The sequence below is a fragment of the Streptomyces sp. NPDC005794 genome, assembly GCF_042871445.1.
In the GTDB taxonomy this organism is placed as follows: domain Bacteria; phylum Actinomycetota; class Actinomycetes; order Streptomycetales; family Streptomycetaceae; genus Streptomyces.
In genome coordinates, this window is the sequence record NZ_JBIAIN010000007.1 from 21738 (window position 1) to 47540 (window position 25803).

The window sequence follows — 25803 nt, forward strand, 5'->3', positions numbered from 1 at the left end:
AGTTCGGGCATGACTGCTGCTGACGTGTTGCTTGCCCGGGCTCTCGTCGAGGAGGCCACCAAGAAGTCCGGCCTCATCTGGGTGCGGGGCACCGGCCCCTCCCGGGCGCTGTGGCACGTCTGGCACGAGGGTGCGGCCGTGCTCGTCGGGGACGGCCCCGGGGAGCAGCCGCTCCCCGTCGGGCTGGACGCCGGTGGTGCCGCCGAGGTGACCGTACGCAGCAAGGACAAGGGCGGCAGGCTCGTTGCCTGGACCGCCGCCGTCACGGTGCTGGAGCCGCGCTCCGAGGAGTGGGAGGCGGCGGTCGGCGAGCTCAAGGGCAAGCGGCTGAACGCCCCGGACGCCGAACAGCTGACGGAACGCTGGGCGCGTGAATGCCGGGTCGTACGGCTGACGCCCGGCGCCACCCGCACCGGTCTTCCGGACAGCTCGCTGGCCGCACCGCCGCTGCCCACCGGGGCGACCACGCGGCGCACGGCGCCCGCCGCGCTCCCCCGGCTGCTGCTGAAGCGCCGCGGGAAGCGCTGACCGGCCTGCGGGCCCGCGCGGCCCGCAGGCTCCGTCAGCCGGAGGTCCTGGGCAGCTCGCCGCCGTAGTCGACCGTGTCGTCCTCGGCCGGCTCCTCCAGTGGGAAGGCCGTGCCCCAGTCGGCGAGGGTGACGGTGCCACCGCCGCCGCCGCGGGCCACCCTGAGGGGATACGGAGTGCTTTCCAGGGAGACGTCCAGTGCGCCCCCCTCACCTTTTCCGCCCATGATCTGCACGGTGCGCACCCCGCCGATCGTGTCCCGGTCGCCCTTGTTGATCTTTCCGTGCAGTGCGAGCACCCCGTCGAGGAGCGTCTCCTTCTCCGTGAAGCCGCGCATCTGCTGGTAGGTGGGGTCGTCCTCGGGGACCTTGACGTACTTGTTCTGGAGCTTGTCGGCCGCCTGGTCGCTCCCGTCGTCGGCCTCGTCGTCCTTCCAGAAGCCCGCGTCGGCCTTGAGGTAGAGCTCGTCACCGATGCGCAGCAGATCGAAGGTGTTCCGCTCCGAGATCACCGATCCCATGCCGCCCTTGCTGCTGAGCTGCATGTTCAGGGTGTACGTCCCGCCCTTGCTGACCAGTTTGCCCGTGAGCCGCACCGCGTCCGCCGCGTCGGCGGCGGCCCGTGCCTTCTTGTCGATCTGCGCGGCGGTCAGCTTGCCGACGCCGTTGGTCCCCTTGTCCGGGTCCTCTCCCGCGCAGGCCGTGAGCGCGGTGGTCAGTCCCACGCAGAGCATCACGGCGGAAACGGTCCGGCGACGGGCCCGGACGGCAGGGACGGAAGAGGTCACTGGCGCACTGCCTCTCATCTGTGTGTCGGGGGATGGCAGACGGCAGCGTACCCGTGCCGCGTACGCCGTTCGGCAGAGCGCCGGACGGACGGTCCGCCAAGGCGTCACGGACCGGTACGGGCTAGCCTGATCACGGCAAAGGAGGATGTGAGGGACGGAGGGAGACGCACAGGATGGCAGCAGGCACTCCCAGAGTTTTCGTCTCACACCTCTCCGGCGTACCGGTGTTCGACCCGAATGGCGATCAGGTCGGCCGGGTCCGGGATCTGGTGGCGATGCTCCGGGTCGGCGGCAGGCCCCCGCGTCTGCTCGGCATGGTCGTCGAGGTCGTGAGCAGGCGGCGCATCTTCCTGCCGATCACCCGGGTGACGGGGGTCGAGTCGGGCCAGGTCATCACCACCGGTGTGGTCAACATGCGGCGCTTCGAGCAGCGCCCGACCGAGCGACTCGTCCTCGGCGAATTCCTTGACCGGCGGGTGCGGCTCGTGGAGACGGACGAGGAGGTGACCGTCCTCGACGTCGCCATCCAGCAGCTCCCGGCCCGCCGCGACTGGGAGATCGACAAGTTCTTCGTACGCAAGGGGCGGGGCGGGGCCCTGCGCCGCAAGGGCGAGACGCTGACCGTGGAGTGGTCGGCCATCAGCGGCTTCTCCCTGGAGGAGCACGGGCAGGGCGCCGAGAGCCTGGTGGCGACCTTCGAACGCCTGCGCCCCACCGATGTCGCCAACGCCCTGCACCATCTGACGCCCAAGCGCCGGGCCGAGGTCGCCGCGGCCCTGGACGACGACCGGCTCGCCGACGTCCTGGAGGAGCTCCCCGGGGACGACCAGGTGGAGATCCTGGGCAAGCTGGAGGAGGACCGTGCCGCGGACGTCCTGGAGGCGATGGACCCGGACGACGCGGCCGACCTGCTCTCGGAACTGCCGGAGGCGGACAAGGAACGGCTGCTGGCCCTGATGCGGCCGGACGACGCCGCCGACGTACGGCGTCTGCTGGCGTACGAGGAGCGGACCGCGGGCGGGCTGATGACGACCGAGCCGATCATCCTGCGTCCCGACGCGACGGTCGCGGACGCGCTGGCCAGGGTCCGCCAGCAGGACCTGTCCCCCGCCCTGGCCGCCCAGGTGTACGTCTGCCGGTCGCCGGACGAGACCCCCACCGGCAAATACCTGGGCACCGTGCATTTCCAGCGGCTGCTGCGGGATCCGCCGTTCACCCTGGTGAGCTCGATCGTCGACAGTGATCTCGTCCCCCTGACGCCGGACACCCCGCTGCCGGCCGTGACCAGCTATCTGGCCGCGTACAACATGGTCTCGGTTCCCGTGGTGGACGAGAGCGGATCGCTGCTGGGCGCGGTGACCGTCGACGACGTGCTGGACCACCTGCTCCCCGAGGACTGGCGCGAGACCGACTTCCAGGGCGAGGAGGGGATCGCCGGTGGCCGCTGAGGACCGCGCGAGGGCCGTGCCGACGGGTGCCTCGGGCATCGTCCGCCCGCCGCGGCCCCGGCTCGACCAGCCGAAGGCACCGCGGCCCCGGCTGCTGCCCGAGTACGACCCCGAGGCGTTCGGCCGGTTCTCCGAGCGCATCGCCCGCTTCCTGGGCACCGGACGGTTCATCGTCTGGATGACGCTGATCATCATCCTGTGGGTGGTGTGGAACATCTTCGCGCCGGAGGAACTGCGTTTCGACCAGTACCCGTTCATCTTCCTGACGCTGATGCTGTCCCTCCAGGCCTCCTACGCCGCCCCGCTGATCCTGCTCGCGCAGAACCGCCAGGACGACCGTGACCGGGTCACCCACGAACAGGACCGCAAGCAGAACGAGCGCTCGATCGCGGACACCGAATACCTCAGCCGGGAGATCGCCGCGCTCCGGATGGGCCTCGGGGAGGTCGCCACCCGGGACTGGATCCGCTCCGAGCTGGAGGCCATGGTGAAGGACATGGAGGAGCGCCGGATCCTCTCTCAGGTCGATAGTGACGAAGGCGACCGCTGAGGGGCTACCCACGCGCACCCCCGGCGCCGTACCTCCCTCCCGTCGCCCGCCACCACCCTTCCAAGGAGCGCTGCGCGCGCACCGTACTATCGGGGTATGGCTACGGAAGACGCGGTGCGCGAAGCGCTGGCGACAGTGAACGACCCGGAGATCCACCGACCGATCACCGAGCTGGGCATGGTGAAGTCGGTCGAGATCGATCCTGACGGTGTAGTCGCTGTCACCGTGTATCTCACGGTTTCCGGCTGCCCCATGCGCGAGACGATCACCAAGAACGTGACCGACGCGGTGGCCCGCGTCGAGGGCGTGTCACGGGTCGAGGTCACGCTCGACGTGATGAGCGACGAGCAGCGCAAGGAGCTCGCCTCGTCGCTGCGCGGCGGCACGGCGGAGCGCGAGGTGCCGTTCGCCAAGCCCGGCTCACTGACCCGGGTCTACGCGGTCGCGTCCGGCAAGGGCGGCGTCGGCAAGTCCTCGGTGACCGTGAACCTCGCGGCGGCGATGGCTGCCGACGGGCTCAAGGTCGGTGTGGTCGACGCGGACATCTACGGGCACAGCGTGCCCCGGATGCTCGGCGCGGACGGCAAGCCCACCCAGGTCGAGAACATGATCATGCCGCCGTCCGCGCACGGCGTGAAGGTGATCTCCATCGGCATGTTCACCCCGGGCAACGCCCCGGTGGTGTGGCGCGGTCCCATGCTGCACCGCGCGCTGCAGCAGTTCCTCGCCGATGTGTACTGGGGCGACCTGGACGTCCTGCTGCTCGACCTGCCGCCGGGCACCGGTGACATCGCGATCTCCGTGGCCCAGCTCGTGCCCAACGCCGAGATCCTGGTCGTCACGACCCCGCAGCAGGCCGCTGCCGAGGTGGCCGAGCGGGCCGGCTCCATCGCCGTACAGACCCACCAGAAGATCGTCGGCGTCGTCGAGAACATGTCGGGCATGCCGTGCCCGCACTGCGACGAGATGGTCGACGTGTTCGGTTCGGGTGGCGGGCAGCGGGTCGCCGAGGGGCTGACGAAGACGGTCGGCGCCGAGGTACCGGTGCTCGGGTCCATCCCCATCGACGTACGGCTGCGTGAGGGTGGGGACGAGGGCAAGCCGGTCGTCCTGTCCGACCCGGACTCCCCCGCGGGTTCCGCGCTGCGCTCCATCGCGGACAAGCTGAGCGGCCGTCAGCGCGGCCTGTCCGGCATGTCGTTGGGTCTCACCCCGCGCAACAAGTTCTGACCGTCGTACGGGTGGGGGCGGCCTCCTGGAGAGGCCGCCCCCACCCGTACGTCGCTCAGTTCTCGTACGAGGCGATGTCGCCGATCACCGAGAACCCCAGGCCGTAGGCGCTCATGCCGCGCCCGTAGGCACCGATGTGCACCCCCTCGGGGGCCGAGCCCGCGAGCACCCAGCCGAACTCCGACTCGCGGTAGTGGAAGTCCACCGGCACACCGTCCACCGGAAGGGACAGGGCCGACCAGGGCTCCCCGCCCAGATCGTCCGCGAGCTCGAACGCGGTTTCGGTCTGCTGCTTCAGCCATTCGCCACGCAGGGTGTGGTCCATCTGCGGGGGCCAGGTGCAGTCCAGCAGGCCGGAGCCGGCCAGCCAGGCCGCCGACGAGACCGTCGTGGCGTCCAGCACCCCCGTACCGTCGTCGCTGTGCCGTACGGGGCTGCTGCCCACGGTCACGACCACCGCGAAACGCGCCTTCTCCGCCCCCGCGTCGGCCCGTACGACGGGCTCCTCACCGTGCCCGGTGGAACCGTGCTGCACGGTGTCGTCCGCCGCGGCCGTGACATGCATCAGCCAGCGTGGGCCTGCGAAGGCCTCGTCCAGCCCGTACCAGGGGAACGGCGCCTTGAGATAGCCGTCGACAGTACGCCGGGTCGCCGGCACCCCCTCTGCGGTGACTGCGCTGGGCGCCCCGTCCGCCCCTGCCCGACTCGTCGTCTCCATCTGCCCGGCCGCCTCCTCGATCATTCACTGATCCGGCGCGGCCCTCCCCCCGTGGGCATGGGCAACCTCGCAACCGGACAGATGGAGAATAGCCATACCGTCCGGACGAGTCGGGATTGGCGGGTCTCAGGTGGCGTCTGCGTCGAAGGGCGGGCGCTCGTCCTTGGCCGGCTGCGCGGGCTTCTTGAGGAGGTCGGGTGTGGCGGCGCCGGACGCCGCCGCGACGGTGCCGGTGGACGAGTCGCTCTCGCGGCCGTTCACCACGTCGGTGACCTCGGCCATCTCCTTGCGCAGGTCGAAGCTCTCGCGGATCTCCTTGAGCCCCAGGTCGTCGTTGCCGTCCATGAGCTGCTTGCGGACGAACGTCTTGGGGTTGAGGTCCTCGAACTCGAAGTCCTTGAACTGCGGTCCGAGCTCCGAGCGGATGTCTTCCTTGGCGCTGTCCGAGAACTCCCGGATCTTGCGGATGGTGCGCGTGACGTCCTGGATGACCTTCGGCAGCTTCTCCGGGCCGAATACGAGCACGGCGAGAACCACGAGCGTCAGCAGCTCGAGTGCGCCTATGTCATTGAACACCTTGCTGCTCCTCGTGTTCTCTGCGTGGTCTCCGCGTGTTCACCGCCGCCAGGTCATCAGGGGCCCGGACCGCTCCACGGTACCCGGCGAAGCTGTCCGTGCGGTACCTGCCGGTGGCCGTCAGGTACCGCTCGCCGAACCCAGCGTCAAAGTCATGGACAGGTCTTCGCCACCACGGTTCAGGACGAGACCGAGCCGGTCACCGGGCCGGTGGGCACGGATCTTGACGATGAGTTCCTCGCCGCTGTGCACACGCTGGCCCTCCACCTCGGTGATGACGTCACCCTGCCGGATGCCCGCTTCGTCCGCCGGGCCCCCGTCGGTGACCGCCGCTCCGCCGTCGGCCGCCTTGCCCCCGACCTTGGCCCCGTCACCGGTGAACTCCATGTCCAGCGTGACGCCGATCACCGGGTGGGTGGCCTTGCCGGTGCTGATCAGCTCCTCGGCGACGCGCTTGCCCTGGTTGATCGGTATCGCGAAGCCGAGGCCGATGGAGCCGGACTGGCCACCGTCGAGAGCGGATCCGCTGTCGGCGGCCCGGATGGCGCTGTTGATGCCGATGACCCGGGCCTCGGCATCGACCAGGGGACCGCCGGAGTTGCCCGGGTTGATCGGGGCGTCGGTCTGCAGGGCGTCGACGTAGCTGACGTCGGTGCCGTCGCCCTTCTCACCGCCCGCGGTGATGGGCCGCTGCTTGGCGCTGATGATGCCGGAGGTGACCGTGTTGGACAGGTCGAAGGGCGCGCCGATGGCCACGACGGGGTCACCCACCTGCACGTTGTCGGAGTTCCCGAGCGGCAGCGGCTTGAGGCCGGAGACGCCGGTCACCTTGACGACGGCCAGGTCGTAGCCGCTGTCCTTGCCGACGATCTCGGCCGACGCGCTCTCCCCGCCGCTGAACGTCACGGTGATGTCGCCGGTGGAACCCGCGGGGGCGACCACATGGTTGTTGGTGAGGATGTGGCCCTTGCCGTCGAGGACGAAGCCGGTGCCGGTGCCGGACTCGGCGGAGCCGTTGACATGCAGGGTGACCACGCTGGGCAGCGCGCTGGCGGCGATACCGGCGACGCTGTCGGGGGCCCGGCCGCCGTCGTCCCGGCCGGACTGGGGCAGTTCCACCGTGGTCAGGCCGCCGTTGCGCTCGACGTAGGCACCGATTCCGCCGCCGATGCCACCGGCCACGAGGGCGAGCAGCGCGGCTCCGACGAGGACCGAGCCCCGACGGCCCTTGCGCGGCCGGGTGTCCGGGCCCTGGCCGGGGCCCGGGTGGCTCAGCGGCTGCTGGGGCGCGCCCCACGGGTCGTACCGCAGCCACTGCGAGGGCTGCTGGGCCGGTACGGCCGGCTGGGAGGGCTGAGGGGCCGTGGCGTGCTGCTGCGGCACGGTGTGCGGCGCGGGCGGGGGCTCCCATGCCTCGGCGTGCCCCCGGCCGCCCGGTACCGCGGCAGGGGCGGGTACGGGGGCAGGGAGGGGCGCGGCCATGCCGTGGCCGTTGGTCCCCGCGTACGGCGGCGCTACGGCCGGTATGGGCGGTACAGAGGTCCCGTGGGCCGGAGTCGCCACCGGGCGCTGCACGGGCGGCGCGGGTGCCCACGGCCCCGGGCCTCCGTAAGGCGGGGTGCTGTACTCGTCGGGTGCGTGCAGCGGCTGCGTATGGTGCGCGGGCGGCTCGGCGGCGGGCGGCGCGGGTGCCGCCGGGGCGGGCGGGTGCGGCTCGGCGGCCGGGGGCGGGGGTGCCACCGGGGGCGCGGGGCGGAAATCGCCGTCCGGGGTCTCGGGGCCGGGCTGCTCGCCGGCCGCAGCCGCCTCCGTGGGCGCCGCCGCCGGCGCACCCGCGTCCGTGTCCGTGACGGCCACCGCGTCCTCAGGCCCGTCCGGACGGTTCCGTTCCGTAGAGGGACGGCTCCACCACTTCGTCTTCGGCCCGCTGGGCTTCCCGTCGTCCATGCTCTCCCCGCAACTGGCCCTTGCACGCCCCACAGGGGCGTCCCTCCCGGAATTCAACCAGGTTTGCGAATCCGCGCGCAGGGTCCCCGTCAGCGCAGCGGCGAAAGCGACACCGAGTCGTCGTACAGCGGTGGGGCGGAAGCCGTCGCGGGCGGTGCGGACGGCTGCGGGTCGGCTCCGCCGCCGATTCGGTCGTCGAGCGCGGCCGAGTACAGCGGGCCGGCGTCCGTCGGGCGTATCAGCGGCGGCACGGTGACGTTCAGTACCGGGTAGGCGAACGTGCCGCCGCCGGTGAGCGTCGAGGTGCTCAGCAGCGAGGGCGCGGAGGCGAGCACGGGCCGGGCGGACGAGGACGGCGCGGCGGTGCCCGGCCGGGTGGCCTGAGCGGCTTCCACGGCGAGGGCCCCGCCACCACCGCGGCTGGCGGCGACGCCGACACCTCCGGTCCGCTCCTCGGCCTCGAGCGGAGTCGCGTTGCTGCCCGCGCCCTCGGCGCTGACCGGCGCCTCGGGGCCGTAGTCGAGCGGGAGGGTTCCGCCCAGCGCGATGGCCGCGAGCGAGACCGCGCTGGCCGCGACGAACGCGAAGCGCCGGGCCCGCCAGGGCGAACGGTCGGCGTCGCGGCCCACGTCATGGATCCGGAAGCCGGAACCGGAGGCGCCGCCCGGCAGTACGGCGGTCGAACCGTGAGCGGTGGGGAGGTATCCGAAGTCGTCCAGCGGCGAGCGCCCCGGCTCCGCGGGTCCGCCGGGCTGCAGCACGGGGAAGACGCCGTCCCCGAAGCGCCGGCTGCCGTTCATGCCGTCGCCCCGGCCGTCGTCACCGCCGCTGGGCCCCCCTGGGAGGCCCTGCAGACGGGCGAGGAACCCCTCCGAGGGCGAGGGGGCGGCGGATGTCGCGAAAGCGCTCTTCAGCCGCCGCTGGGAGTCGGCCTCGGCCTTGCACCTGGAGCAGGTCGCCAGGTGGGCCAGGACCCGCTCCCGGGCATCGTGTTTGAGCTCGCCGTCGACAAGCGCGGCGAGCCGGTCCCCCAGATGCTGCTCCGCGGGGGTCGGACCTGTAGCGCTCACGCCGTTCCGCCCTCCCCCGCAAGGACCGCGTCCGCGAGCGAACGCTGCTCGGCGCGGGCCTCGGGCGAACGGTGCTGGAGCGCCTTACGCAGGTGCGAGCGGCCGCGGTGGATGCGGCTGCGCACCGTACCGAGCTTGACGCCGAGCGTGGCGGCGATCTCCTCGTACGAGAGTCCCTCGATGTCACAGAGCACGACCGCGGCACGGAACTCGGGTGCGAGGGTGTCCAGCGCCTGCTGGACGTCCGCGTCGAAGTGTGTGTCGTTGAAGACCTGCTGCGGGGACGGCTCACGGCTCGGGAGCCGCTCGGCAGCGTCGTCGCCGAGGGAGTCGAAACGGATCCGCTGCTTGCGGCGGACCATGTCCAGGAAGAGATTCGTCGTGATCCTGTGCAGCCAGCCCTCGAAAGTGCCGGGCGTGTAGGTCGACAGCGACCGGAAGACGCGGACGAAGACTTCCTGGGTGAGGTCCTCGGCGTCGTGCTGGTTACCCGTCAGCCGGTAGGCGAGTCGGTACACCCGGGCGCTGTGCGTGCTGACGATCTCTTCCCATGAGGGCGGGGTCCACGCCTGGGAATCCGCATCGGAGGCGAAGGTCGCGGTCGGTGCGGAATCGTTGGAAGAACGGTCAGCGATGTTGGTCACGGATTTCGGCTCACCCGCCGACCTGAGAAGCCGCCGCAGCGCACCTCTCCGATCCACAGGCGCAGCCGCACCTCCCCTATCGGCTCTGGTGGTGTCCAGTGGAGCCCCTACCATAGCCACCTCGCCCGTTAGCTCCGGATAAGCCTTTTACCTGCTGGCGCCCCCGTGTCCCCGGGAGCAAGAGGCACATTCCGGACCCGGCCGCTGGGGCCGGTCCGCGTGTTCCCCTCTGCCCTCTTCCAACGCCCGGTCCCATCTGCGGGTTCCCGGGTCCAGCGGATACAGTCACCGTTGCGCCAACTACGGGGACAGGAGAGCGTCATTACCGCCAACCGGCAGACGAGCTGGGCATTCGCCGACGCCTTTGTCGCCGAGGAGGAAGCTCTGCTGTGGGCCCGGGACCGGGCCCATGAGACGGGGCTCCGCCCGGTGTCGTCAGGCACCGGCGCGGCATTGCGCCTGCTCGCTGCCACCGCGGACGCCAAAGCGGTGGCCGAGATCGGCACCGGGACCGGCGTGTCCGGCATCTATCTGCTGCAGGGCATGCGCCCGGACGGCGTACTGACCACCGTCGACCCGGAGCCCGAGCGCCAGCAGTTCGCCCGTGAGGCGTTCCGCGCGGCGGGCTTCGCCACGAACCGGGCCCGCTTCATCCCCGGGCGCGCCCTCGACGTCCTTCCACGGCTCGCGGACGGCGGGTACGACCTCGTCTTCTGCGACGGCGACCGGCTCGAGAGCCTGGACTGCCTCGCTGAATCACTGCGGCTGCTCCGGCCGGGCGGGCTGGTCTGTTTCGAGGGCGTCTTCGCGGACGGCCGCACGATCGACTCGGCCGCACAGCCGGCCGAGGTACTGCGTCTGCGCGAACTGCTGCGGGCCGTGCGCGAGAGCCAGGAGCTCATGGCCACGCTGCTCCCGGTGGGCGACGGGCTGCTGTGCGCGGTGCGGCGCGGCGACCGCACGACCCCCTGACGCGTCCGCCGGGGCCACGCCCCGGACGCACCACTGCCCCGGCACGGAATCCGTGCCGGGGCAGTGGTGAAGTGTGGGCGCCTCCGCCTCAGCCGACGACCTTCTTCAGCGCGTCACCGAGTGCATCGGCCTCGTCCGGAGTCAGCTCGACGACAAGCCGACCGCCGCCTTCGAGCGGAACGCGCATGACGATGCCCCGCCCCTCCTTTGTCACCTCGAGCGGGCCGTCGCCCGTCCGCGGCTTCATGGCCGCCATGCTCGTTCCCCTTCCTGAAACCAGCTCATCGCAGCCGGCGGCCCCATGACAGGCGCTGCCTCACCGGCGTCGAACACAATGCTTCCTCCGCATTATCCCGCATCGGAGACCCCGATGACCAACATCGGTCGGCATCGCTTACGCAACGCGCTCTCTCAAAACCACTCAATTCGGCGATCCGGCTGCGATACTGCGCCGCCGTCGGCCCCCAGCCGAGGTCCAATCGTTAGACGCAGGTCACATGTGCGGGTCGCCGGAAGTCCGCCATGCTTGCCTCGACAAGCACGAAGCCGGCCCCGTAAGGAGACCCCGCAATGGCCGACATGGCCGACACCACGGCTGCCACGGTGCTCACCGACGTGAGCGACGGGCTCGCGACGATCACGATCAACCGCCCCGACGCGATGAACGCCATGAACACCGCCGCCAAGGTCGCGCTCCGCGACGCTCTTCGGGCAGTCGCGGACGACCCCGCAGTGCGGGCGGTTCTCCTCACCGCCACCGGGCGCGCCTTCTGCGTCGGCCAGGACCTCAAGGAGCACGTCGCCAAGCTCTCCGAGGCCCGCGAGTCGGACGGCGGCAACGCGCTGAGCACGGTGCGGGAGCACTACAACCCCATCGTGCGCGTCCTCACCGAGATGGAGAAGCCCGTGGTCGCGGGCGTCAACGGGGTCGCTGCGGGGGCGGGCTTCGGATTCGCGCTCGCCGCGGACTACCGCGTGGTCGCCGACACGGCCACCTTCAACACGTCCTTCGCGGGCGTCGCGCTGACCGCCGACTCGGGCATGTCCTGGACCCTGCCCCGGCTGATCGGCGCGAGCCGCGCCGCCGACCTGCTGCTCTTCCCTCGCTCCATCTCCGCCCAGGACGCCTATGAGCTGGGCATCGCGAACAGAGTGGTGCCCGCGGCCGACCTGGCGAAGGAGGCGCACGCGGTGGCCCGTGCCCTCGCGGACGGTCCGACGGTGGCGTACGCGGCCCTGAAGGCCTCCGTGGCGTACGGCGCCGGGCACACGCTCGCCGAGACGCTCGAGAAGGAGGACGAACTCCAGACGAGGGCGGGCGCGTCGCAGGACCACACGATCGCGGTCGAGGCGTTCCTCGCGAAGCAGCCGCCGAAGTATCTCGGCAGGTAGGGCTACCGGCCGCCGTCCCGGGCCACGCAGTCGGCCAGATGGTCGTCCACCAGGCCACAGGCCTGCATCAGGGCATACGCGGTGGTGGGGCCGACGAAGCGGATGGAGCGCTTCTTCAGGTCCTTGGCCAGCGCGGTGGACTCCGGGGTGATCGCCGGGACGTCACCGAGGGTGCGGGGGGCCGGCCGCGCGGCCGGATCGGGTGCGTACGACCAGATGAGCGCGTCCAGCTCGCCCTCGCCCCAGCCGGCCAGCACCTTGGCGTTGGCGAGCGTGGCGTCGATCTTCGCCCGGTTGCGGATGATTCCGGCGTCGGCGAGGAGCCGCTCCTTGTCGTCGTCGGTGAACTCCGCCACCGCGGGGATCCTGAATCCGGCGAACGCGCTGCGGAAGCCCTCCCGGCGGCGCAGGATCGTCAGCCACGAAAGCCCCGACTGGAACGCCTCCAGGCAGAGCCGTTCGAAGAGGGCGTCGTCGCCGTGGACGGGGCGGCCCCACTCGGTGTCGTGATAGGCGAGGTAGTCCTCCGTGGACAGGCCCCACGGGCAGCGCGGACGCCCGTCCGCCGCCGCCTCGGCGCCGCTCATCGCCCGCCCTCCTCGTCCTGCGGGCCGTCCTGGGCGGCCGGCGGTTCGCCCGGCCGCTTGAACAGGTCGGGGCCGTTCACCGCGGTCGCCTGGGCCCCGGCGAGCGCCGACTCCAGCTCGGCAATGTGGGCGTCCCGCTCGGCGAGCTCGGCTCCCAGCCTGCCGAGGGCCTCGTCCACATCCGTCATGCGGTAGCCGCGCACGGCCATCGGAAGCCGCATGGCCTCGACATCGGCACGGCCGACGGGGCGGTTCGCGGGCAGCGGGTCGGTGAGCCGCTCGGGCTCGGCGTCCTGCAGGACCGCGCTTCCGCCTCCACCGACCACCGCCAGGGTGACCGCGGCCACGACCACGGCCATCGTGAGCAGCAAGAACCAGAACACGTGCATCTCCCCGGGAGCGGAATACCTGTCCAGGTCAGATCGTGCCATGGGGCGCCGACAGTTAGGGTCGCAGGCGAGCTACAGGGAGGAACCAGGAATGCGAAGCGGGGCGCTCAGGCTGGGGCGGCGGGAGTTCGGGCCGCGCGAGCCGGTGATCATGGCGATCGTGAACCGGACGCCCGATTCCTTCTACGACCAGGGAGCGACGTTCCAGGACGAACCCGCGCTCTCCCGGGTCGAGCAGGCCGTAGCGGAAGGCGCCGCGATCATCGACATCGGCGGGGTGAAGGCCGGCCCCGGCGAGGAGGTGACGGCCCAGGAGGAGGCGCGCCGCACGGTCGGCTTCGTCGCCGAGGTACGCCGCCGCCACCCGGACGTCGTGATCAGCGTGGACACCTGGCGGCACGACGTGGGCGAGGCCGTCTGCGAGGCCGGGGCGGACCTGCTGAACGACGCGTGGGGAGGCGTGGACCCGAAGCTGGCGGAGGTGGCCGCGCGGTACGGCGCGGGGCTCGTGTGCACGCACGCGGGCGGCGCGGAGCCCCGTACGCGGCCGCACCGGACCGTGTACGACGACGTGATGGCGGACATCCTGCGGGTGACCCTGGGTCTCGCCGAACGGGCCGTGGAGCTCGGGGTCAGGCCGGACGGAATCATGATCGACCCGGGTCACGACTTCGGGAAGAACACCCGGCACTCGCTGGAGGCGACCCGCCGGCTGGGCGAGATGACGGCCACGGGCTGGCCGGTGCTGGTCTCCCTCTCCAACAAGGACTTCGTCGGGGAGACGCTCGACCAGCCGGTCAAGGAACGCGTGATCGGTACGCTCGCGACGACAGCCGTGTCGGCGTGGCTGGGGGCACAGGTGTACCGGGTGCACGAGGTGGCCGAGACCCGGCAGGTCCTGGACATGGTGGCGTCCATCGCGGGCCACCGCCCACCCGCGGTCGCGCGCCGGGGCCTGGCGTAGGCCCACCGTCCCTCCCCGCGCCGGGCGGCCCGCAGGCCGCCCGGGCCGGCATGATCCGAACGGGAGGCCTCAGCGGCCGACCTCCTTCGTCACCAGCCGGACTGCCTCCTCCACGTCGTCCGTGACGTGGAACAGCGCCAGGTCCCGCTCGGACGCCTTGCCGCCGGCGACCACCGTGTCCCGCAGCCAGTCCACCAGGCCACCCCAGTACGCCGTGCCGAACAGGACGATCGGGAAGCGCGTCACCTTGCCCGTCTGCACCAGGGTCAGCGCCTCGAAGAGCTCGTCCAGGGTGCCCAGACCGCCGGGCAGGACGACGAAGCCCTGCGCGTACTTCACGAACATCGTCTTGCGGACGAAGAAGTAGCGGAAGTTGACGCCGATGTCGACATGTGGATTCAGGCCGGACTCGAACGGCAGCTCGATGCCGAGTCCCACGGAGACGCCCTTCGCTTCCCGGGCGCCCTTGTTCGCCGCCTCCATCGCCCCTGGGCCGCCACCGGTGATGACGGCGAATCCCGCCTCCACGAGCGCCTTGCCGATCTGTACGCCCGCCTCGTAGTCCGGCCCGCCGGCCGGGGTGCGGGCGGAGCCGAAGACGCTGATGGCACTGGGCAGTTCCGCCAGCGCGCCGAAGCCCTCGACGAACTCCGACTGGATCCGCATGACCCGCCAGGGGTCGGTGTGGACCCACTCGGAGTCACCCTCGGAATCCAGCAGCCGCTGATCGGTCGTGCCCGGCTGGACCTGGTCCCTGCGGCGCAGTACCGGACCCAGTCGCTGTTCCTCGGGCTTCACCGCGCCCTCGGGAATCTGCGCGCCCTCGGGGATCCGTGCGTCCTCCGGGTTGCCCATGACCTGCTCCCTCCGCCGACCTGCGATGTGCGTGTCGCCTCAGCGTAGATCGACGGAGGTTACGTGCGGGGGAATGCCATGAGTCAGCTGGTGAGCCAGGAGCGGAGACGCTCCTCGCAGTGCGTGATCCTTTCGATCCGCACGTGCTCGTCCCGCTTGTGTGCGAACAGGGGGTCCCCCGGGCCGTAGTTCACCGCGGGGATGCCCAGGGAGCCGAAGCGGGACACGTCGGTCCAGCCGAACTTGGGCAGGGCCGTGCCGCCCACCGCGTCCATGAACGCCTTGGCCGCCGGGTGCGAGAGGCCGGGCATCGCCGCTCCGGAGTGGTCGTCGACGACGAACTCGGCGACGCCGCAGTCCGCGAAGACCTCCTGGACGTGCGCCACGGCCTGCTCGGCCGTGAGGTCGGGCGCGTACCGGTAGTTGACGACCACGGTGCAGGCGTCGGGGATGACGTTGTTGGCCACGCCGCCCTCGACGCGGACGGCGTTCAGCCCCTCGCGGTACTCCAGGCCGTCGATGACCGGCCGGCGCGGTTCGTACGCGGCGAGCCGTGCCAGCGCCGGGGCGGCGGCGTGGATCGCGTTGGACCCCATCCAGCCGCGTGCGGAGTGGGCCCGCTCACCCTCGAAGCGCAGATGGACCCGAAGCGTCCCCTGGCAGCCCCCCTCGACCTCGGCGTCGGAGCCCTCCAGGAGGACCGCGAAGTCCGCTTCGAGCCACTCCGGGTGCGCGTCCGCCACGTGTCCGAGGCCGTTGAGGTGGGCGGCCACCTCCTCGTTGTCGTAGAAGATGAACGTGAGGTCGCGATTGGGCTCCGGCACCGTCGCCGCGATCCGCAGCTGGACGGCGACACCCGACTTCATGTCGGAGGTCCCGCAGCCCCACAGCACACCGTCGTCGTCGAGCCTGGACGGCACGTTGTCCGCGATCGGGACGGTGTCGATGTGCCCCGCCAGCACGACGCGCTCGGCACGGCCCAGCCGCGTCCTGGCCACGATGTTGTTGCCGTGGCGGTCGACGGTCAGGTGCGGCAGCGGGCGCAGGGCCGCCTCGATGGCGTCGGCGAGGTCCTTCTCCTGCCCGCTGACCGACGGGAAGTCGACCAGCCGGGCGGTGAGCTCCGGACCGTCCAGGGCGAGGTCAAGCGTGTGTCCATCCATGGTGACGACCCTAAGGGACTTCGGTCGCGGCCCCGGTCCTACCCTCCAGTACCGTGGGCTCCGTGCCCCGGACCAGCTCCCCTCCCCGCCGCAGCCGTCTCTTCCGTGTCACGGCCGCCCTCGCCGTACTCGTGGCGCTGGCCGGTTACGTGGCCGTGCAGTACCTCTCCGGCAGCAAGGGCGCGCCCCGCTGCACCGTCACCTCCGCCGAGGGGGGCGCGGGGCGTACGTACGAGCTGAGCCCCGACCAGGCCGCCAACGCCGCCACGATCTCCGCCGTGGGCACCGCGCGCGGGCTGCCGGAACGCGCGGTGACCATCGCGCTGGCGACCGCGCTGCAGGAGTCCGCGCTGCGCAACATCGACCACGGCGACCGGGACTCACTCGGGCTCTTCCAGCAGCGGCCCTCGCAGGGGTGGGGGACGCCCGCGCAGATCATGGATCCGGTCTACTCGTCCGAAGAGTTCTACGAGCACCTCGCCGAGGTCCCGGGCTATTCACGGCTGCCGCTGACGGTCGCCGCCCAGCGCGTACAGAAGAGCGGCTTCCCGCAGGCGTACGCCAAGCACGAGCCGGATGCCACCCTGCTGTCCGCCGCACTGACCGGACGCGCCCCCGCCTCCCTGACCTGCTCGCTGTCGACGGCGGCCGCCGGGGCCCCCGGGGACGCGGCCGAGGTGCGGTCCGACCTGGTGCGCGCCTTCGGCAAGGACGTCCTGCCCTCCGCCGGGTCCGCCGGCGCCTCCGCGGCGGGCACGGTGTCGGTACCCGTACGGGCCGAGGACGAGGCCGCGTCCCGGCGCGGCTGGGAGCTCGCCCACTGGGCGGTCGCGCGGGCCGGCACCCTGCGGATCGAAGAGGTCTCGTACGCCGGCCAGGTCTGGACCACGGACACGGGCTGGCGGACAGAACGTAAGGAATCGGGCAGCACTACGGTCCGAATGCGACTCGCTCACTAGTGCGACCCGTCCTCCACACGGGTCGTCGGGCGTCGGCCCGCACCCGCCCCCACCACCACTTCCGCACCCCCACGGCCCACGCGGATCTCCCTGCCCACAGGGCGAAGTGACGGTTCATCAGGTGATGGCCGGACGCGCCGGACGTCCAGGCTCCCCCGTTGTGGATTATCCGATGCATGACCCAGTCTTTACCTCGGTGCCCCGCAACCTTCCCCGCCCCCGGACCGGTTGTTCAGTGCGTCCGATCACCGGACAGGCGGATTCCACATCCGCCGTGAAACCGTGACGTCCCGTCGAAGGAGCATCATGTCCCTCCCCCTGACCCGCAGGATCGCCCGTGCCGCGCTGCTGATCGCCGCTGGCGCGGCCCCCGTGGTCGGTGCGGCCGGCGCCGCGGGTGCCGCGGGGCTCCCGCAGACCCCCGCACTCGGCGGCCTCACCTCGCTCGACGGTGCCGGACTCAGCAGCACGCTGGACTCCGCCTCGAAGCAGGGTTCCAAGGTGGCGAACGAGACCGGCGGCAAGGTGGTCGGCACGACCCTTCCCGCCACGGGCAAGACCCTCGAGACGGCCGGCTCCGTCGCGAAGGGCGAGTTGTCGGAGAACACCCTCCCGACCAAGAGCCTGCCCACCAAGGGCCTGCCCACCAAGGGCCTGCCGATCGGCTGATCAGCCGGAAACGCGCCACGCGCGAAGGGGCCTCGGGAGTGCGCACTCCCGAGGCCCCTTCGGCACATACGGGGATCCTCTTCGCGAAGCCCCGGGGACAGCGCCTACGACAGCCGCTCGACCGCCGCGTCCACGCGCTCGTCCGAGGCCGTCAGCGCCACCCGCACGAAGCGGTCCCCGGCGGGCCCGTAGAAGTCGCCCGGTGCCACGAGGACGCCGAGCTCCGCCAGATGCGCCACGGTCTCCCAGCACGGCTCGTCGCGCGTGGCCCAGAGGTAGAGACTCGCCTCGCTGTGCTCGATCCGGAAGCCGTGGGCCTCCAGAGCCGCCCGCAGCACCGTGCGCCGCCGGGCGTAGCGCGCCCGCTGCTCCGCCACGTGCGTGTCGTCACCCAGCGCCGCGACCGTCGCCGCCTGGACCGGGGCCGGGGTCATCATCCCGCCGTGCTTGCGGATCTGGAGCAGCTCACCGAGCACGGACGCGTCACCCGCGACGAAGGCCGCGCGGTAACCCGCGAGGTTGGAGCGCTTGGAGAGCGAGTGGACGGCGACGATGCCCTCGTACGTACCGCCGCAGACGTCCGCGTGGAGCACGGAGACGGGCTCGGCCTCCCAGCCGAGCTCCAGGTAGCACTCGTCGCTGAAGACCAGCACACCGTGCTCGCGGGCCCAGGCCACGATCCGGGTCAGCTCGTCCTTCGGCAGGACGCGGCCCGTCGGGTTGGACGGGGAGTTGAGCCAGAGCAGCTTCAGGCCCGCCGGGTCCAGCTCCGTCGGGTCGTCGTAGACGACGGGCTCGGCACCGCAGAGCCGCGCGCCGACCTCGTACGTCGGGTAGGCGAGCCGCGGGTAGGCGACCTTGTCGCCCGCGCCGAGACCGAGCTGGGTCGGCAGCCAGGCGACCAGTTCCTTCGAGCCGACGACCGGCAGCACGTTCTCGTGCGTCACACCGACCGCGCCGAGCCTGCGCTCCGCCCAGCCGGTCAGGGCGTCCCGCAGCGCCTCGGTCCCCCACACCGTCGGATAGCCGGGGCTGTCCGCGGCGGCGATCAGCGCCTGCTGGATCAGTTCGGGAACCGGGTCGACGGGCGTGCCGACCGACAGGTCCACGATGCCGCCCTGATGGGCCACGGCCGTCGCCTTGTAGGGCGCGAGCTTGTCCCAGGGGAAGACCGGGAGACGGGAGGAGACGGGAACTGCTGCGGACACGGAACTCTGCTTTCTCGTACGGGGGCGTGGCGCCCGGGAAACACCTCGGTCCCGCACGGTGACGAGCCGTACGGGACCGGGCGGCGCTCGTGCGGCCGCTCACGACCTCGCCCGCGACAGCGAGCGGGCCCCCTGCCGCGGGTGTGGTCGTTACTGGTTCTGCGGCGGCAGCGCGGCGATGAACGCGTGGTCGCGCTCGATGAGCCCCAGCTTGGAGGCGCCACCCGGTGAGCCGAGGTCGTCGAAGAACTCGACGTTCGCCTTGTAGTAGTCCTTCCACTCCTCCGGGGTGTCGTCCTCGTAGAAGATGGCCTCGACCGGGCAGACCGGCTCACAGGCTCCGCAGTCGACGCACTCGTCCGGATGGATGTACAAGGATCGGGAGCCCTCGTAGATACAGTCGACGGGGCACTCTTCGATGCAGGCCTTGTCCTTCACGTCGACACAAGGCTGCGCGATGACGTAGGTCACGCTGTCGTTCCTCCTCGGTAGGGCGTTGGCTCTCGCGCGGGAGCGCGGCGTCGTCGATGCCCACCCCTAGTATCTCCGTTCCGGGGCATGATCCGAACAGGAGGGGCAAACAGAGCTGTGGAATTCACCATCGGCGGACAACTCGAGGTTCGCTTGGTCCGTGCTGACGTGGGCAAACGGGTATCCGTGCGGCGAGTCGTCGATGCCCCTGGCGAGGGTGCGAAGTTCACCGACACGGTCGGGGTTCTCACATCGTGGGACGACGAAGTACTGTCGGTCACGACGAGGACCGGCGAAAGTATCCGCATCGCGGAGTCCACGCTGGTGGCGGGCAAGGTGGTGCCCCCTGCCCCGGCACGCCGGCGTGGGCCCGCCGCCTCATTCGAGGAGCTCGCCCTGGCCACCGCGCGTGCCTGGCAGCCCGTGGAAAGTGAACCGCTGGGCGACTGGCGACTGCGCGCGGCCGGCGGATTCACCCGCCGCGCCAACTCCGTGCTGCCGCTCGGCGATCCAGGCCTCCCGCTCGGCGAGGCCCTCGGGCACGTCCGGCACTGGTACGGGGAACGGGGCCTGCCCGCCTACATCCAGACGGCCACGGGCGCCGAGGGCACGCAGGAACGGCTCTGCGCGGACCTGGAGGAGCACGGGTGGCGGCGCGAGGTGACGGCCGAGGTGCGGATCGCGGCGCTGGCACCCGTCGGCGACCTGGACGCGGACGTCTCCGCCGTACGGACCGCGCGGGAGACGGACGACCTGTGGCTCTCCCGGTACCAGCGCTCGACGACCCCGGGGCCCGACGTGCTGAAGGTGCTGGGCAGTGGCCCCTCGGTGTGGTTCGCCTCCGTTCCGGGGGACGATCCGGCGGGGGTCCCGGCCGCGATCGGACGCTGTGTGGTGGACGGCCGCTGGGCGGGGTTCATGGCCGTCGAGGTGGGCCCGGAGTACCGCCGCCGCGGTCTCGCCACGGCCGTGATGACGGCGCTGGCCCGCACGGCGCTGGACGAGGGCGCCTCGGCCGCGTGGCTCCAGGTGGAGGCGGACAATGAAGGTGCCCGTGCGCTGTACGACGGCATGGGCTTCGCCACCCACCACCGCTACCACCACTTCCGGTACGCGCAGCGGTGACAGCAGCAGGGATACGGGTACATGAGCGCTGAGCATCCCGGCACGGCCGGACGACGGCAGCGGTTCGCCGAGGAGGCGCGGGCCGAACGGCCCGACCTCGCGCTCCTCTGCCTGCTGCTGGGCGCGGAGGCGTCCCCGCCCTCGCCCGGGGACGCCGATCCGTACGGCGTCGACGCGGCGCAGATCGAGCTGGACCGACTGGCCGGCCTCCTCCCGTACGGAGCCCGCGGCGCCCGCGTGTGGGCGTCCGCGCTCGCCGAACTGCTCGGTGAGCGCTGTGGTTTCGCGGGTTCGCCCCAGGACTACCATCGGCTCGACTCCTCGGTTCTCCAGCAGGTGCTGCGGCGCCGCAGAGGACTGCCCATCCTGCTGTCCGTGGTCTGGATCGAAGTCGCCCGGCGGGCCGGGGCCCCCGTGTACGGGGTGGCTCTGCCGGGTCACTACGTGGTCGGTTTCGGTGACCCGGCCGAGCGGGTGCTGGCCGACCCCTTCGCCGGTGGCGCACCGCTGAGCGGCGAGGACGCGGAGCTGATCGTGACGGGGGCGACCGGCGCACCGCCGTCGGCGATGACGCCGGTGCCCGCCAGGCCGCTGGAGACGGTGCTGCGGATCCTGAACAACATCCGGGCCTGGGCGGCGGCGCGCCCCGAGCGTACGGACGTCGCGCTGTGGGCGCTCGAACTCTCCCTGCTGCTGCCCTCGCACCCGGCCAGGCTCCGCTACGAGCGGGCCCAGCTCCTCGTGCAGCGCGGGGAGTTCCTGCGCGGGGCGGCGGAGATGGACGAGTACGCGGAGATCGTCGACGGGATCGAGCCGACGGCGGCCGAGGCCATCCGCCACCGCGCCCAGGCCGCCAGGGCGCTGCTGAACTAGGTGCTGCCCCGAGCCAGGAGCGGAGGCCGAGCCGTCATCCTGTGAACTCGCCGGTGGTGCAATCTGGGCGCAGAGCATCTCAATTGCCGCATGGTTGGCGTCATGTGTTGCCCGCACGGCAATCGATGGATGCTCCTGGCGCACACCTCTTGACGTGTCCAGGGCGACACCGGTTACATCGGCCACAAGAGAGAGCGCTCTCTCATCGCTCTCAAGGTTCCGTCGTGCCTCCGTACCACGACCCAGGAGACGTCATCCATGCAAGTTCCCCCCACGAACTACGCACCCCCCACCACCCCCCGCCGGCACCGCCGGTCCAAGGCGCTCGGTTTCGCCGCGCTCGCCGTTTCGCTGCTCATGGCCTTCCCCACAGCCCAGGCGGCGTTCGGCGACGAGGCCCAGGAGGTGCCCGGCGGGGGTGACCTCGGCCCCAACGTGCTGGTCTTCGACCCCTCGACCCCTGACATCCAGGGCAAGGTCGACGAGATCTTCAAGAAGCAGGAGTCCGCGCAGTTCGGCAGCGACCGCTACGCGCTGATGTTCAAGCCGGGGACGTACGACAACATCAACGCCCAGATCGGCTTCTACACCTCCATCGCCGGACTCGGGCTGAACCCCGACGACACCACCTTCAACGGTGATGTCACCGTCGACGCCGGCTGGTTCGACGGCAACGCCACCCAGAACTTCTGGCGTTCGGCCGAGAACCTGGCCCTCAAACCCGTCAGCGGCACCAACCGCTGGGCGGTCTCCCAGGCCGCTCCCTTCCGTCGCATGCACGTCAAGGGCGGCCTCAACCTCGCTCCCGACGGCTACGGCTGGGCCAGCGGCGGCTACATCGCCGACAGCAAGATCGACGGTCAGGTCGACCCCTACTCCCAGCAGCAGTGGTACACCCGCGACAGCTCCATCGGCAGCTGGGGCAACGGGGTCTGGAACAAGACGTTCTCCGGTGTCGAGGGCGCGCCCGCCCAGAGCTTCCCCGAGCCCCCGTACACCACCCTGGACACCACCCCGGTCTCCCGGGAGAAGCCCTTCCTCTACCTCGACGGCGACGACTACAAGGTCTTCGTCCCCGCGAAGCGCACCGACGCACGCGGCACGACCTGGGCCGACGGCAGCACGGAGGGCGAGTCCGTCCCCCTCGACCAGTTCTACGTGGTGAAGCCGGGCGCGACCGCGCAGACCATCAACGCGGCCGTGGACCAGGGGCTGCACCTGCTGTTCACCCCGGGCGTCTACCACATCGACGAGACGATCGAGATCGATCGCGCGGACACCGTCGCCCTCGGCCTGGGACTGGCGACGATCATCCCGGACAACGGGGTGACCGCGATCAAGGTCGGCGACGTCGACGGCGTCAAGCTCGCCGGACTCCTGGTCGACGCGGGCACGCAGAACTCCGAGACGCTCATCGAGGTGGGCCCCGACGGCGCGTCGGGCGACCACTCGGCCAACCCGACCTCCCTGCAGGACGTGTTCGTGCGTATCGGTGGAGCGGGCCCCGGGAAGGCGACCACCAGCATCGTGGTCAACAGCAACGACACGATCATCGACCACACATGGGTCTGGCGCGCCGACCACGGTGACGGGGTCGGCTGGGAGACCAACCGGGCCGACTACGGCGTCCACGTCAAGGGCGACGACGTGCTGGCGACGGGCCTGTTCGTCGAGCACTTCAACAAGTACGACGTCCAGTGGTCCGGCGAGAACGGGAAGACGATCTTCTTCCAGAACGAGAAGGCGTACGACGCCCCCGACCAGGCCGCGATCCAGAACGGTGACATCAAGGGCTACGCCGGATACAAGGTCGACGACTCCGTCACCACCCACGAGGGCTGGGGCATGGGCAGTTACTGCTTCTACAACGTCGACCCGACCATCCGTCAGCAGCACGGCTTCCAGGCACCGGTGAAACCCGGGGTCAAGTTCCACGACCTGCTCGTCGTGTCCCTCGGCGGCAAGGGACAGTACGAACACGTCATCAACGACACCGGATCCCCCACATCCGGTGACACCACCATCCCGTCACAGGTGGTGTCCTTCCCGTAGACCGGGAGAGGCAGGGCCCGGCCGTGATCGCGGCCGGGCCCTGTCCCGTTCAGACCACGCAGAACTCATGGCCCTCCGGGTCGGCCATCACCACGTGGTCGGGCCGCCCCTGCAGCTCGTGCCGCTGGATCACCGTGCCACCGGCGGCCGTCAGCCGCTCCACCGCCTCGGCCACCCGGGGCCACCGGACCTCCCAGGGGGTCTCCCGGCCGCCGCCCGCCTGCACATCGAGGTGCAGCCGGTTCTTCGCCGTCTTCGGCTCCGGGACCTTCAGGAAGGACAGGCTCGGGCCCGCGCCGTCCGGGTCGGACAGATAGGCACCGTCGTCCCACTCCTCCTCCGGGACGTCGTGGTGGGTGAACCACTCCTCCCAGCTGCCGAACCCGGCGGGCGGCGGCTTCGGCACGTAACCGAGCGCCTGCGCCCAGAAGGCCGCCAGTGCCCTCGGTTGCGCGCAGTCGATCGTCAGGCTCCACTTGGTGGACACGGATCCGTCCCTTCTCCGATGGGGCGGTACGACGTCGCCCCCGCCCGGAACTCCGGTCGGGGGCGACGTCGTACGGATGTGGCGGGGCCGGTCAGCCGGCGCCGGTCAGGTCGATCGCGACGGTGCGCTCGGCGGGGGTCTTGCCGAGCAGCGCGCCCTGCATGGCCTGGGCCACGTCGGTGGCGCTGACCTGGTGCTGCTTCCCGTCACCCTTGGTGATCATGATGCCGTCGAAGACACCGTCCAGCAAGGTGTCGATCGCTTCCCTGTTGTAGACGGGGACCAGCTTGCCGTCGACCGGCTTCATGGACAGGATCTGCGGCAGGGACCTGGCGGGACCGAAGTCGATCTGCTTGGGCCCTGCCTTGACGGTGACCAGCCCGGACATCGCCGGCTCGGCGAACTCCTTCATGGCCCGGTCCAGTTCGGCCTTGGTGATGGTGGGCTCGGTGGCGGACACCGGCAGTTCGACGACGGCCGGCTCACCGGTCTGGACCTGCGCACGGTAGGCATCGCGTACGGAGATCACCGACCGGTTGACGTCCAGCGACTTCCCCGACTTGCCGGGGACGGCCACGGCCTTGTTCGGCTCGAACGTGATCGTGCCGTCGTTGGCGGAACCGGAGACGCCCGCCAGGTCGGTCAGCGCGACCCCGAGCTTCTCCTCGTCGACCGGGATCACCGGGTCGGCGGGGCGCGCCCCGCCGAACAGGGAGCCGATCACCGAGACGGGGTTGTAGTCGCTGCCCGCGGCGCCACGGACGGTCTCCTGGCTGTCCAGGGTGAGACCGGCCTTCTCAGGACTGAGCTTCTCCTCCTTGCCGTCCACGGACAGCCGGAGAGGGGACTGGGCCCGCTTGCCGAGGGCGGCCTCCAGCTTGGCGACCGCTTCCGCCTTCGTGCCGCCGCCGATGTCGACGCCGAGCACGGTGGTTCCCTTGGGGACCTCGGAGTGGTTCATCAGCAGACCGGCACCGTAGGCCACGCCGGCCAGCACGACGACAGCCACGCCCAGGAGGACCAGCTTGGAGCGGCCCTTCTTGGCGGGCGGTCCGGCCTTCGGGGCGGGGGCGGACGCCCGGGCACCCGTGTCCCCCGGTCCGCCGCCGAGAGGCCCCTCGGGCGGCCGGATGCCGCCGGGTCCGCCCGGGAACGCCGAGCGGGGCTCCGCGGAGATGACCGGGATGCCGCTGGTGAGCGTGTCACCGGAGACATGGCCGCCGGAACCGGGGCCCGGCGCGGGAGCCTGGGGCGTCAGGATCGCGGTGTCGTCCGACATGCGCGGAGGTACGCCGCCGGGGCCACCCGGAGCCGCCGGGCCGGCCGCGCCGGGAGGACGGCCGAGGTTCGGTGTCAGCGACGAACTGCCGGTCGCCGGGCCGGTGGTGGGCCCCGAGGGGCCCGGGCCGGCCGGAGGCCGCACGCCGGGGTTCGGCGTGTAGCGCGGACCGGCGTCGAGGTCGTCGAGGCTGTCCAGGGCGCTGCGGCCGGAACGGGGGGCGTCACCGCGGCCGTCGGGCTGCTGCGGGCCGCCGGGGAAGGGCGGCGGGTCCGTACGGGGCGGTGTCGGGCCGGGGCCACGCCCCGCGCCGGCAGGACCGCCGGAGGAAGCACCACCGGGACCGGAGCCGGGGCCCTGACCGGGTGCTCCCGAGGCCGAGGCGGCAGGGGCCGCGCCCGCACCGGGCACGGGGGGCGCGGTCTTGCGCGGGGCGAACCAGTCGCTGCCGCTCTTCTCCCTGGCCGGCTTCTCGGCCGGGGCCTCGGCGGCCGGTCCCCCGTCACGCGTGTCCGGGCCGCTGCCAAGTGCCCCGCCGGACGACGGCGCGGGTACGCCGGGCCTCAGGGTGCTGCCGGTGCGCTCGGCGTCCGGACGGCCGCCGGACGGGTCCGTGTCGCTCATCGGCGTACGCATGACGACAGGCGGGATCGGACGCGAGCCCGGGATGTTGATCCGGATACGCGTCGTCAGCGTCGTCTCTGTTCTGGGCTCCTCGGGCCGAGGAGGGTCCGCAGGCTCCGAAGTCCCCTCCGGCCCCTGGTCGGACGGGTGCAGCGACGGATACTGGCGTGATCCGTACGGCGGCGTACCCGAGGGGTACGCGGCTCCGCCGCGCCCCTGGGGCCCGGAGGACGAAC

The 25803-nt window shown here is 71.5% G+C and carries 27 protein-coding genes; 12 read left to right on the forward strand and 15 right to left on the reverse strand.

Features of this window, described 5'->3' with window-relative positions:
* Positions 1-9 precede the first annotated feature (9 nt).
* Positions 10-528, forward strand: a complete 519-nt coding sequence (locus ACFYQ5_RS12990) for a hypothetical protein (protein WP_389196951.1) — start codon at positions 10-12, stop codon at positions 526-528.
* A 34-nt stretch (positions 529-562) separates the two neighbouring features.
* Here the strand turns inward: ACFYQ5_RS12990 and ACFYQ5_RS12995 are convergent, their stop codons facing one another.
* The gene (locus tag ACFYQ5_RS12995; RefSeq protein WP_389196953.1) at positions 563-1315 is read right to left on the reverse strand and encodes a hypothetical protein; all 753 of its coding nucleotides are present in this window, start codon (positions 1313-1315) and stop codon (positions 563-565) included.
* 173 nt (positions 1316-1488) lie between these two features.
* On the opposite strand from ACFYQ5_RS12995, the gene ACFYQ5_RS13000 reads away from it, so the two are divergent.
* The 3 genes from ACFYQ5_RS13000 to ACFYQ5_RS13010 all read left to right on the forward strand — a co-directional run bounded on the left by ACFYQ5_RS13000 (position 1489) and on the right by ACFYQ5_RS13010 (position 4543).
* Positions 1489-2763: a magnesium transporter MgtE N-terminal domain-containing protein gene (locus ACFYQ5_RS13000; RefSeq protein ID WP_389196955.1), complete on the forward strand. Its 1275-nt coding sequence runs from the start codon at positions 1489-1491 to the stop codon at positions 2761-2763.
* Entirely contained in the window at positions 2753-3313 is a 561-nt protein-coding gene (locus tag ACFYQ5_RS13005; protein ID WP_389196957.1) for a DUF1003 domain-containing protein, read from the forward strand. Before ACFYQ5_RS13000 ends, ACFYQ5_RS13005 begins: the two co-directional genes overlap by 11 nt.
* Before the next feature lie 96 nt (positions 3314-3409).
* Positions 3410-4543, forward strand: a complete 1134-nt coding sequence (locus tag ACFYQ5_RS13010; RefSeq protein ID WP_389196959.1) for an Mrp/NBP35 family ATP-binding protein — start codon at positions 3410-3412, stop codon at positions 4541-4543.
* A gap of 55 nt (positions 4544-4598) precedes the next feature.
* On the opposite strand, the gene ACFYQ5_RS13015 is transcribed toward ACFYQ5_RS13010, so the two are convergent.
* From ACFYQ5_RS13015 to sigE, 5 genes are all read right to left on the reverse strand, one after another.
* Entirely contained in the window at positions 4599-5261 is a 663-nt protein-coding gene (locus ACFYQ5_RS13015; protein WP_389196961.1) for a hypothetical protein, read from the reverse strand.
* A 126-nt stretch (positions 5262-5387) separates the two neighbouring features.
* Positions 5388-5837, reverse strand: coding sequence for a sec-independent translocase (locus ACFYQ5_RS13020; RefSeq protein WP_389196963.1), 450 nt, complete (start codon positions 5835-5837; stop codon positions 5388-5390).
* A 120-nt stretch (positions 5838-5957) separates the two neighbouring features.
* A complete protein-coding gene (locus ACFYQ5_RS13025; RefSeq protein ID WP_389196965.1) occupies positions 5958-7784 on the reverse strand; it encodes a trypsin-like peptidase domain-containing protein in 1827 nt (608 codons plus the stop codon).
* Positions 7785-7873: 89 nt separating this feature from the next.
* The gene (locus ACFYQ5_RS13030) at positions 7874-8854 is read right to left on the reverse strand and encodes an anti-sigma factor family protein (protein WP_389196967.1); all 981 of its coding nucleotides are present in this window, start codon (positions 8852-8854) and stop codon (positions 7874-7876) included.
* Positions 8851-9612, reverse strand: coding sequence for an RNA polymerase sigma factor SigE (sigE, locus tag ACFYQ5_RS13035; protein ID WP_389196969.1), 762 nt, complete (start codon positions 9610-9612; stop codon positions 8851-8853). The genes ACFYQ5_RS13030 and sigE overlap by 4 nt, the downstream gene beginning before the upstream one ends.
* Positions 9613-9789: 177 nt before the next feature.
* Between sigE and ACFYQ5_RS13040 the strand changes: the two genes are divergently transcribed.
* Complete coding sequence (locus ACFYQ5_RS13040; protein ID WP_389196970.1) at positions 9790-10470, forward strand: O-methyltransferase; 681 nt, start codon at positions 9790-9792, stop codon at positions 10468-10470.
* 88 nt (positions 10471-10558) lie between these two features.
* Here ACFYQ5_RS13040 and ACFYQ5_RS13045 read toward each other — a convergent pair whose 3' ends face one another.
* Positions 10559-10726, reverse strand: coding sequence for a DUF3117 domain-containing protein (locus ACFYQ5_RS13045; protein WP_003966491.1), 168 nt, complete (start codon positions 10724-10726; stop codon positions 10559-10561).
* Positions 10727-11049: 323 nt separating this feature from the next.
* On the opposite strand from ACFYQ5_RS13045, the gene ACFYQ5_RS13050 reads away from it, so the two are divergent.
* The gene (locus ACFYQ5_RS13050) at positions 11050-11862 is read left to right on the forward strand and encodes an enoyl-CoA hydratase/isomerase family protein (protein WP_389197468.1); all 813 of its coding nucleotides are present in this window, start codon (positions 11050-11052) and stop codon (positions 11860-11862) included.
* 2 nt (positions 11863-11864) lie between these two features.
* Here the strand turns inward: ACFYQ5_RS13050 and ACFYQ5_RS13055 are convergent, their stop codons facing one another.
* Both ACFYQ5_RS13055 and ACFYQ5_RS13060 read right to left on the reverse strand, forming a co-directional pair.
* Complete coding sequence (locus tag ACFYQ5_RS13055) at positions 11865-12449, reverse strand: DNA-3-methyladenine glycosylase I (protein WP_389196973.1); 585 nt, start codon at positions 12447-12449, stop codon at positions 11865-11867.
* Positions 12446-12838: a DivIVA domain-containing protein gene (locus ACFYQ5_RS13060; RefSeq protein WP_389197470.1), complete on the reverse strand. Its 393-nt coding sequence runs from the start codon at positions 12836-12838 to the stop codon at positions 12446-12448. The genes ACFYQ5_RS13055 and ACFYQ5_RS13060 overlap by 4 nt, the downstream gene beginning before the upstream one ends.
* A gap of 91 nt (positions 12839-12929) precedes the next feature.
* Between ACFYQ5_RS13060 and folP the strand changes: the two genes are divergently transcribed.
* Entirely contained in the window at positions 12930-13802 is an 873-nt protein-coding gene (folP, locus tag ACFYQ5_RS13065; protein ID WP_389196975.1) for a dihydropteroate synthase, read from the forward strand.
* A 69-nt stretch (positions 13803-13871) separates the two neighbouring features.
* On the opposite strand, the gene ACFYQ5_RS13070 is transcribed toward folP, so the two are convergent.
* Positions 13872-14657 (reverse strand): TIGR00730 family Rossman fold protein, encoded by a 786-nt coding sequence (locus tag ACFYQ5_RS13070; RefSeq protein ID WP_389196977.1) that lies wholly within the window; start codon positions 14655-14657, stop codon positions 13872-13874.
* A gap of 83 nt (positions 14658-14740) precedes the next feature.
* On the reverse strand, positions 14741-15820 hold the full coding sequence (gene dapE / locus ACFYQ5_RS13075; RefSeq protein ID WP_389196979.1) for a succinyl-diaminopimelate desuccinylase: 1080 nt from the start codon (positions 15818-15820) through the stop codon (positions 14741-14743).
* 62 nt (positions 15821-15882) lie between these two features.
* Here dapE and ACFYQ5_RS13080 point away from each other — a divergent pair, with 62 nt between their 5' ends.
* Together ACFYQ5_RS13080 and ACFYQ5_RS13085 are read left to right on the forward strand one after the other, a co-directional pair.
* Positions 15883-16779, forward strand: a complete 897-nt coding sequence (locus ACFYQ5_RS13080; protein WP_389196980.1) for a hypothetical protein — start codon at positions 15883-15885, stop codon at positions 16777-16779.
* A gap of 306 nt (positions 16780-17085) precedes the next feature.
* On the forward strand, positions 17086-17448 hold the full coding sequence (locus tag ACFYQ5_RS13085; protein ID WP_389196982.1) for an ATP-binding protein: 363 nt from the start codon (positions 17086-17088) through the stop codon (positions 17446-17448).
* A 104-nt stretch (positions 17449-17552) separates the two neighbouring features.
* Here ACFYQ5_RS13085 and dapC read toward each other — a convergent pair whose 3' ends face one another.
* Together dapC and fdxA are read right to left on the reverse strand one after the other, a co-directional pair.
* Positions 17553-18656 carry a succinyldiaminopimelate transaminase gene (gene dapC, locus ACFYQ5_RS13090; RefSeq protein ID WP_389196984.1) on the reverse strand — a complete coding sequence of 368 codons (1104 nt, stop codon included), beginning with the start codon at positions 18654-18656 and terminating at the stop codon, positions 17553-17555.
* Positions 18657-18806: 150 nt separating this feature from the next.
* A complete protein-coding gene (gene fdxA, locus ACFYQ5_RS13095) occupies positions 18807-19127 on the reverse strand; it encodes a ferredoxin (protein ID WP_014154250.1) in 321 nt (106 codons plus the stop codon).
* A 117-nt stretch (positions 19128-19244) separates the two neighbouring features.
* Here fdxA and ACFYQ5_RS13100 point away from each other — a divergent pair, with 117 nt between their 5' ends.
* From ACFYQ5_RS13100 to ACFYQ5_RS13110, 3 genes are all read left to right on the forward strand, one after another.
* The gene (locus ACFYQ5_RS13100; RefSeq protein WP_389196986.1) at positions 19245-20252 is read left to right on the forward strand and encodes a GNAT family N-acetyltransferase; all 1008 of its coding nucleotides are present in this window, start codon (positions 19245-19247) and stop codon (positions 20250-20252) included.
* Between the two features lie 21 nt (positions 20253-20273).
* Positions 20274-21125, forward strand: a complete 852-nt coding sequence (locus ACFYQ5_RS13105; RefSeq protein WP_389196987.1) for a transglutaminase-like domain-containing protein — start codon at positions 20274-20276, stop codon at positions 21123-21125.
* A gap of 258 nt (positions 21126-21383) precedes the next feature.
* Entirely contained in the window at positions 21384-23177 is a 1794-nt protein-coding gene (locus tag ACFYQ5_RS13110; protein ID WP_389196989.1) for a coagulation factor 5/8 type domain-containing protein, read from the forward strand.
* A gap of 49 nt (positions 23178-23226) precedes the next feature.
* Here the strand turns inward: ACFYQ5_RS13110 and ACFYQ5_RS13115 are convergent, their stop codons facing one another.
* The gene (locus ACFYQ5_RS13115) at positions 23227-23664 is read right to left on the reverse strand and encodes a VOC family protein (protein ID WP_389196991.1); all 438 of its coding nucleotides are present in this window, start codon (positions 23662-23664) and stop codon (positions 23227-23229) included.
* Positions 23665-23755: 91 nt separating this feature from the next.
* A complete protein-coding gene (locus ACFYQ5_RS13120; protein ID WP_389196993.1) occupies positions 23756-25567 on the reverse strand; it encodes a hypothetical protein in 1812 nt (603 codons plus the stop codon).
* Between the last annotated feature and the right edge of the window lie 236 nt (positions 25568-25803).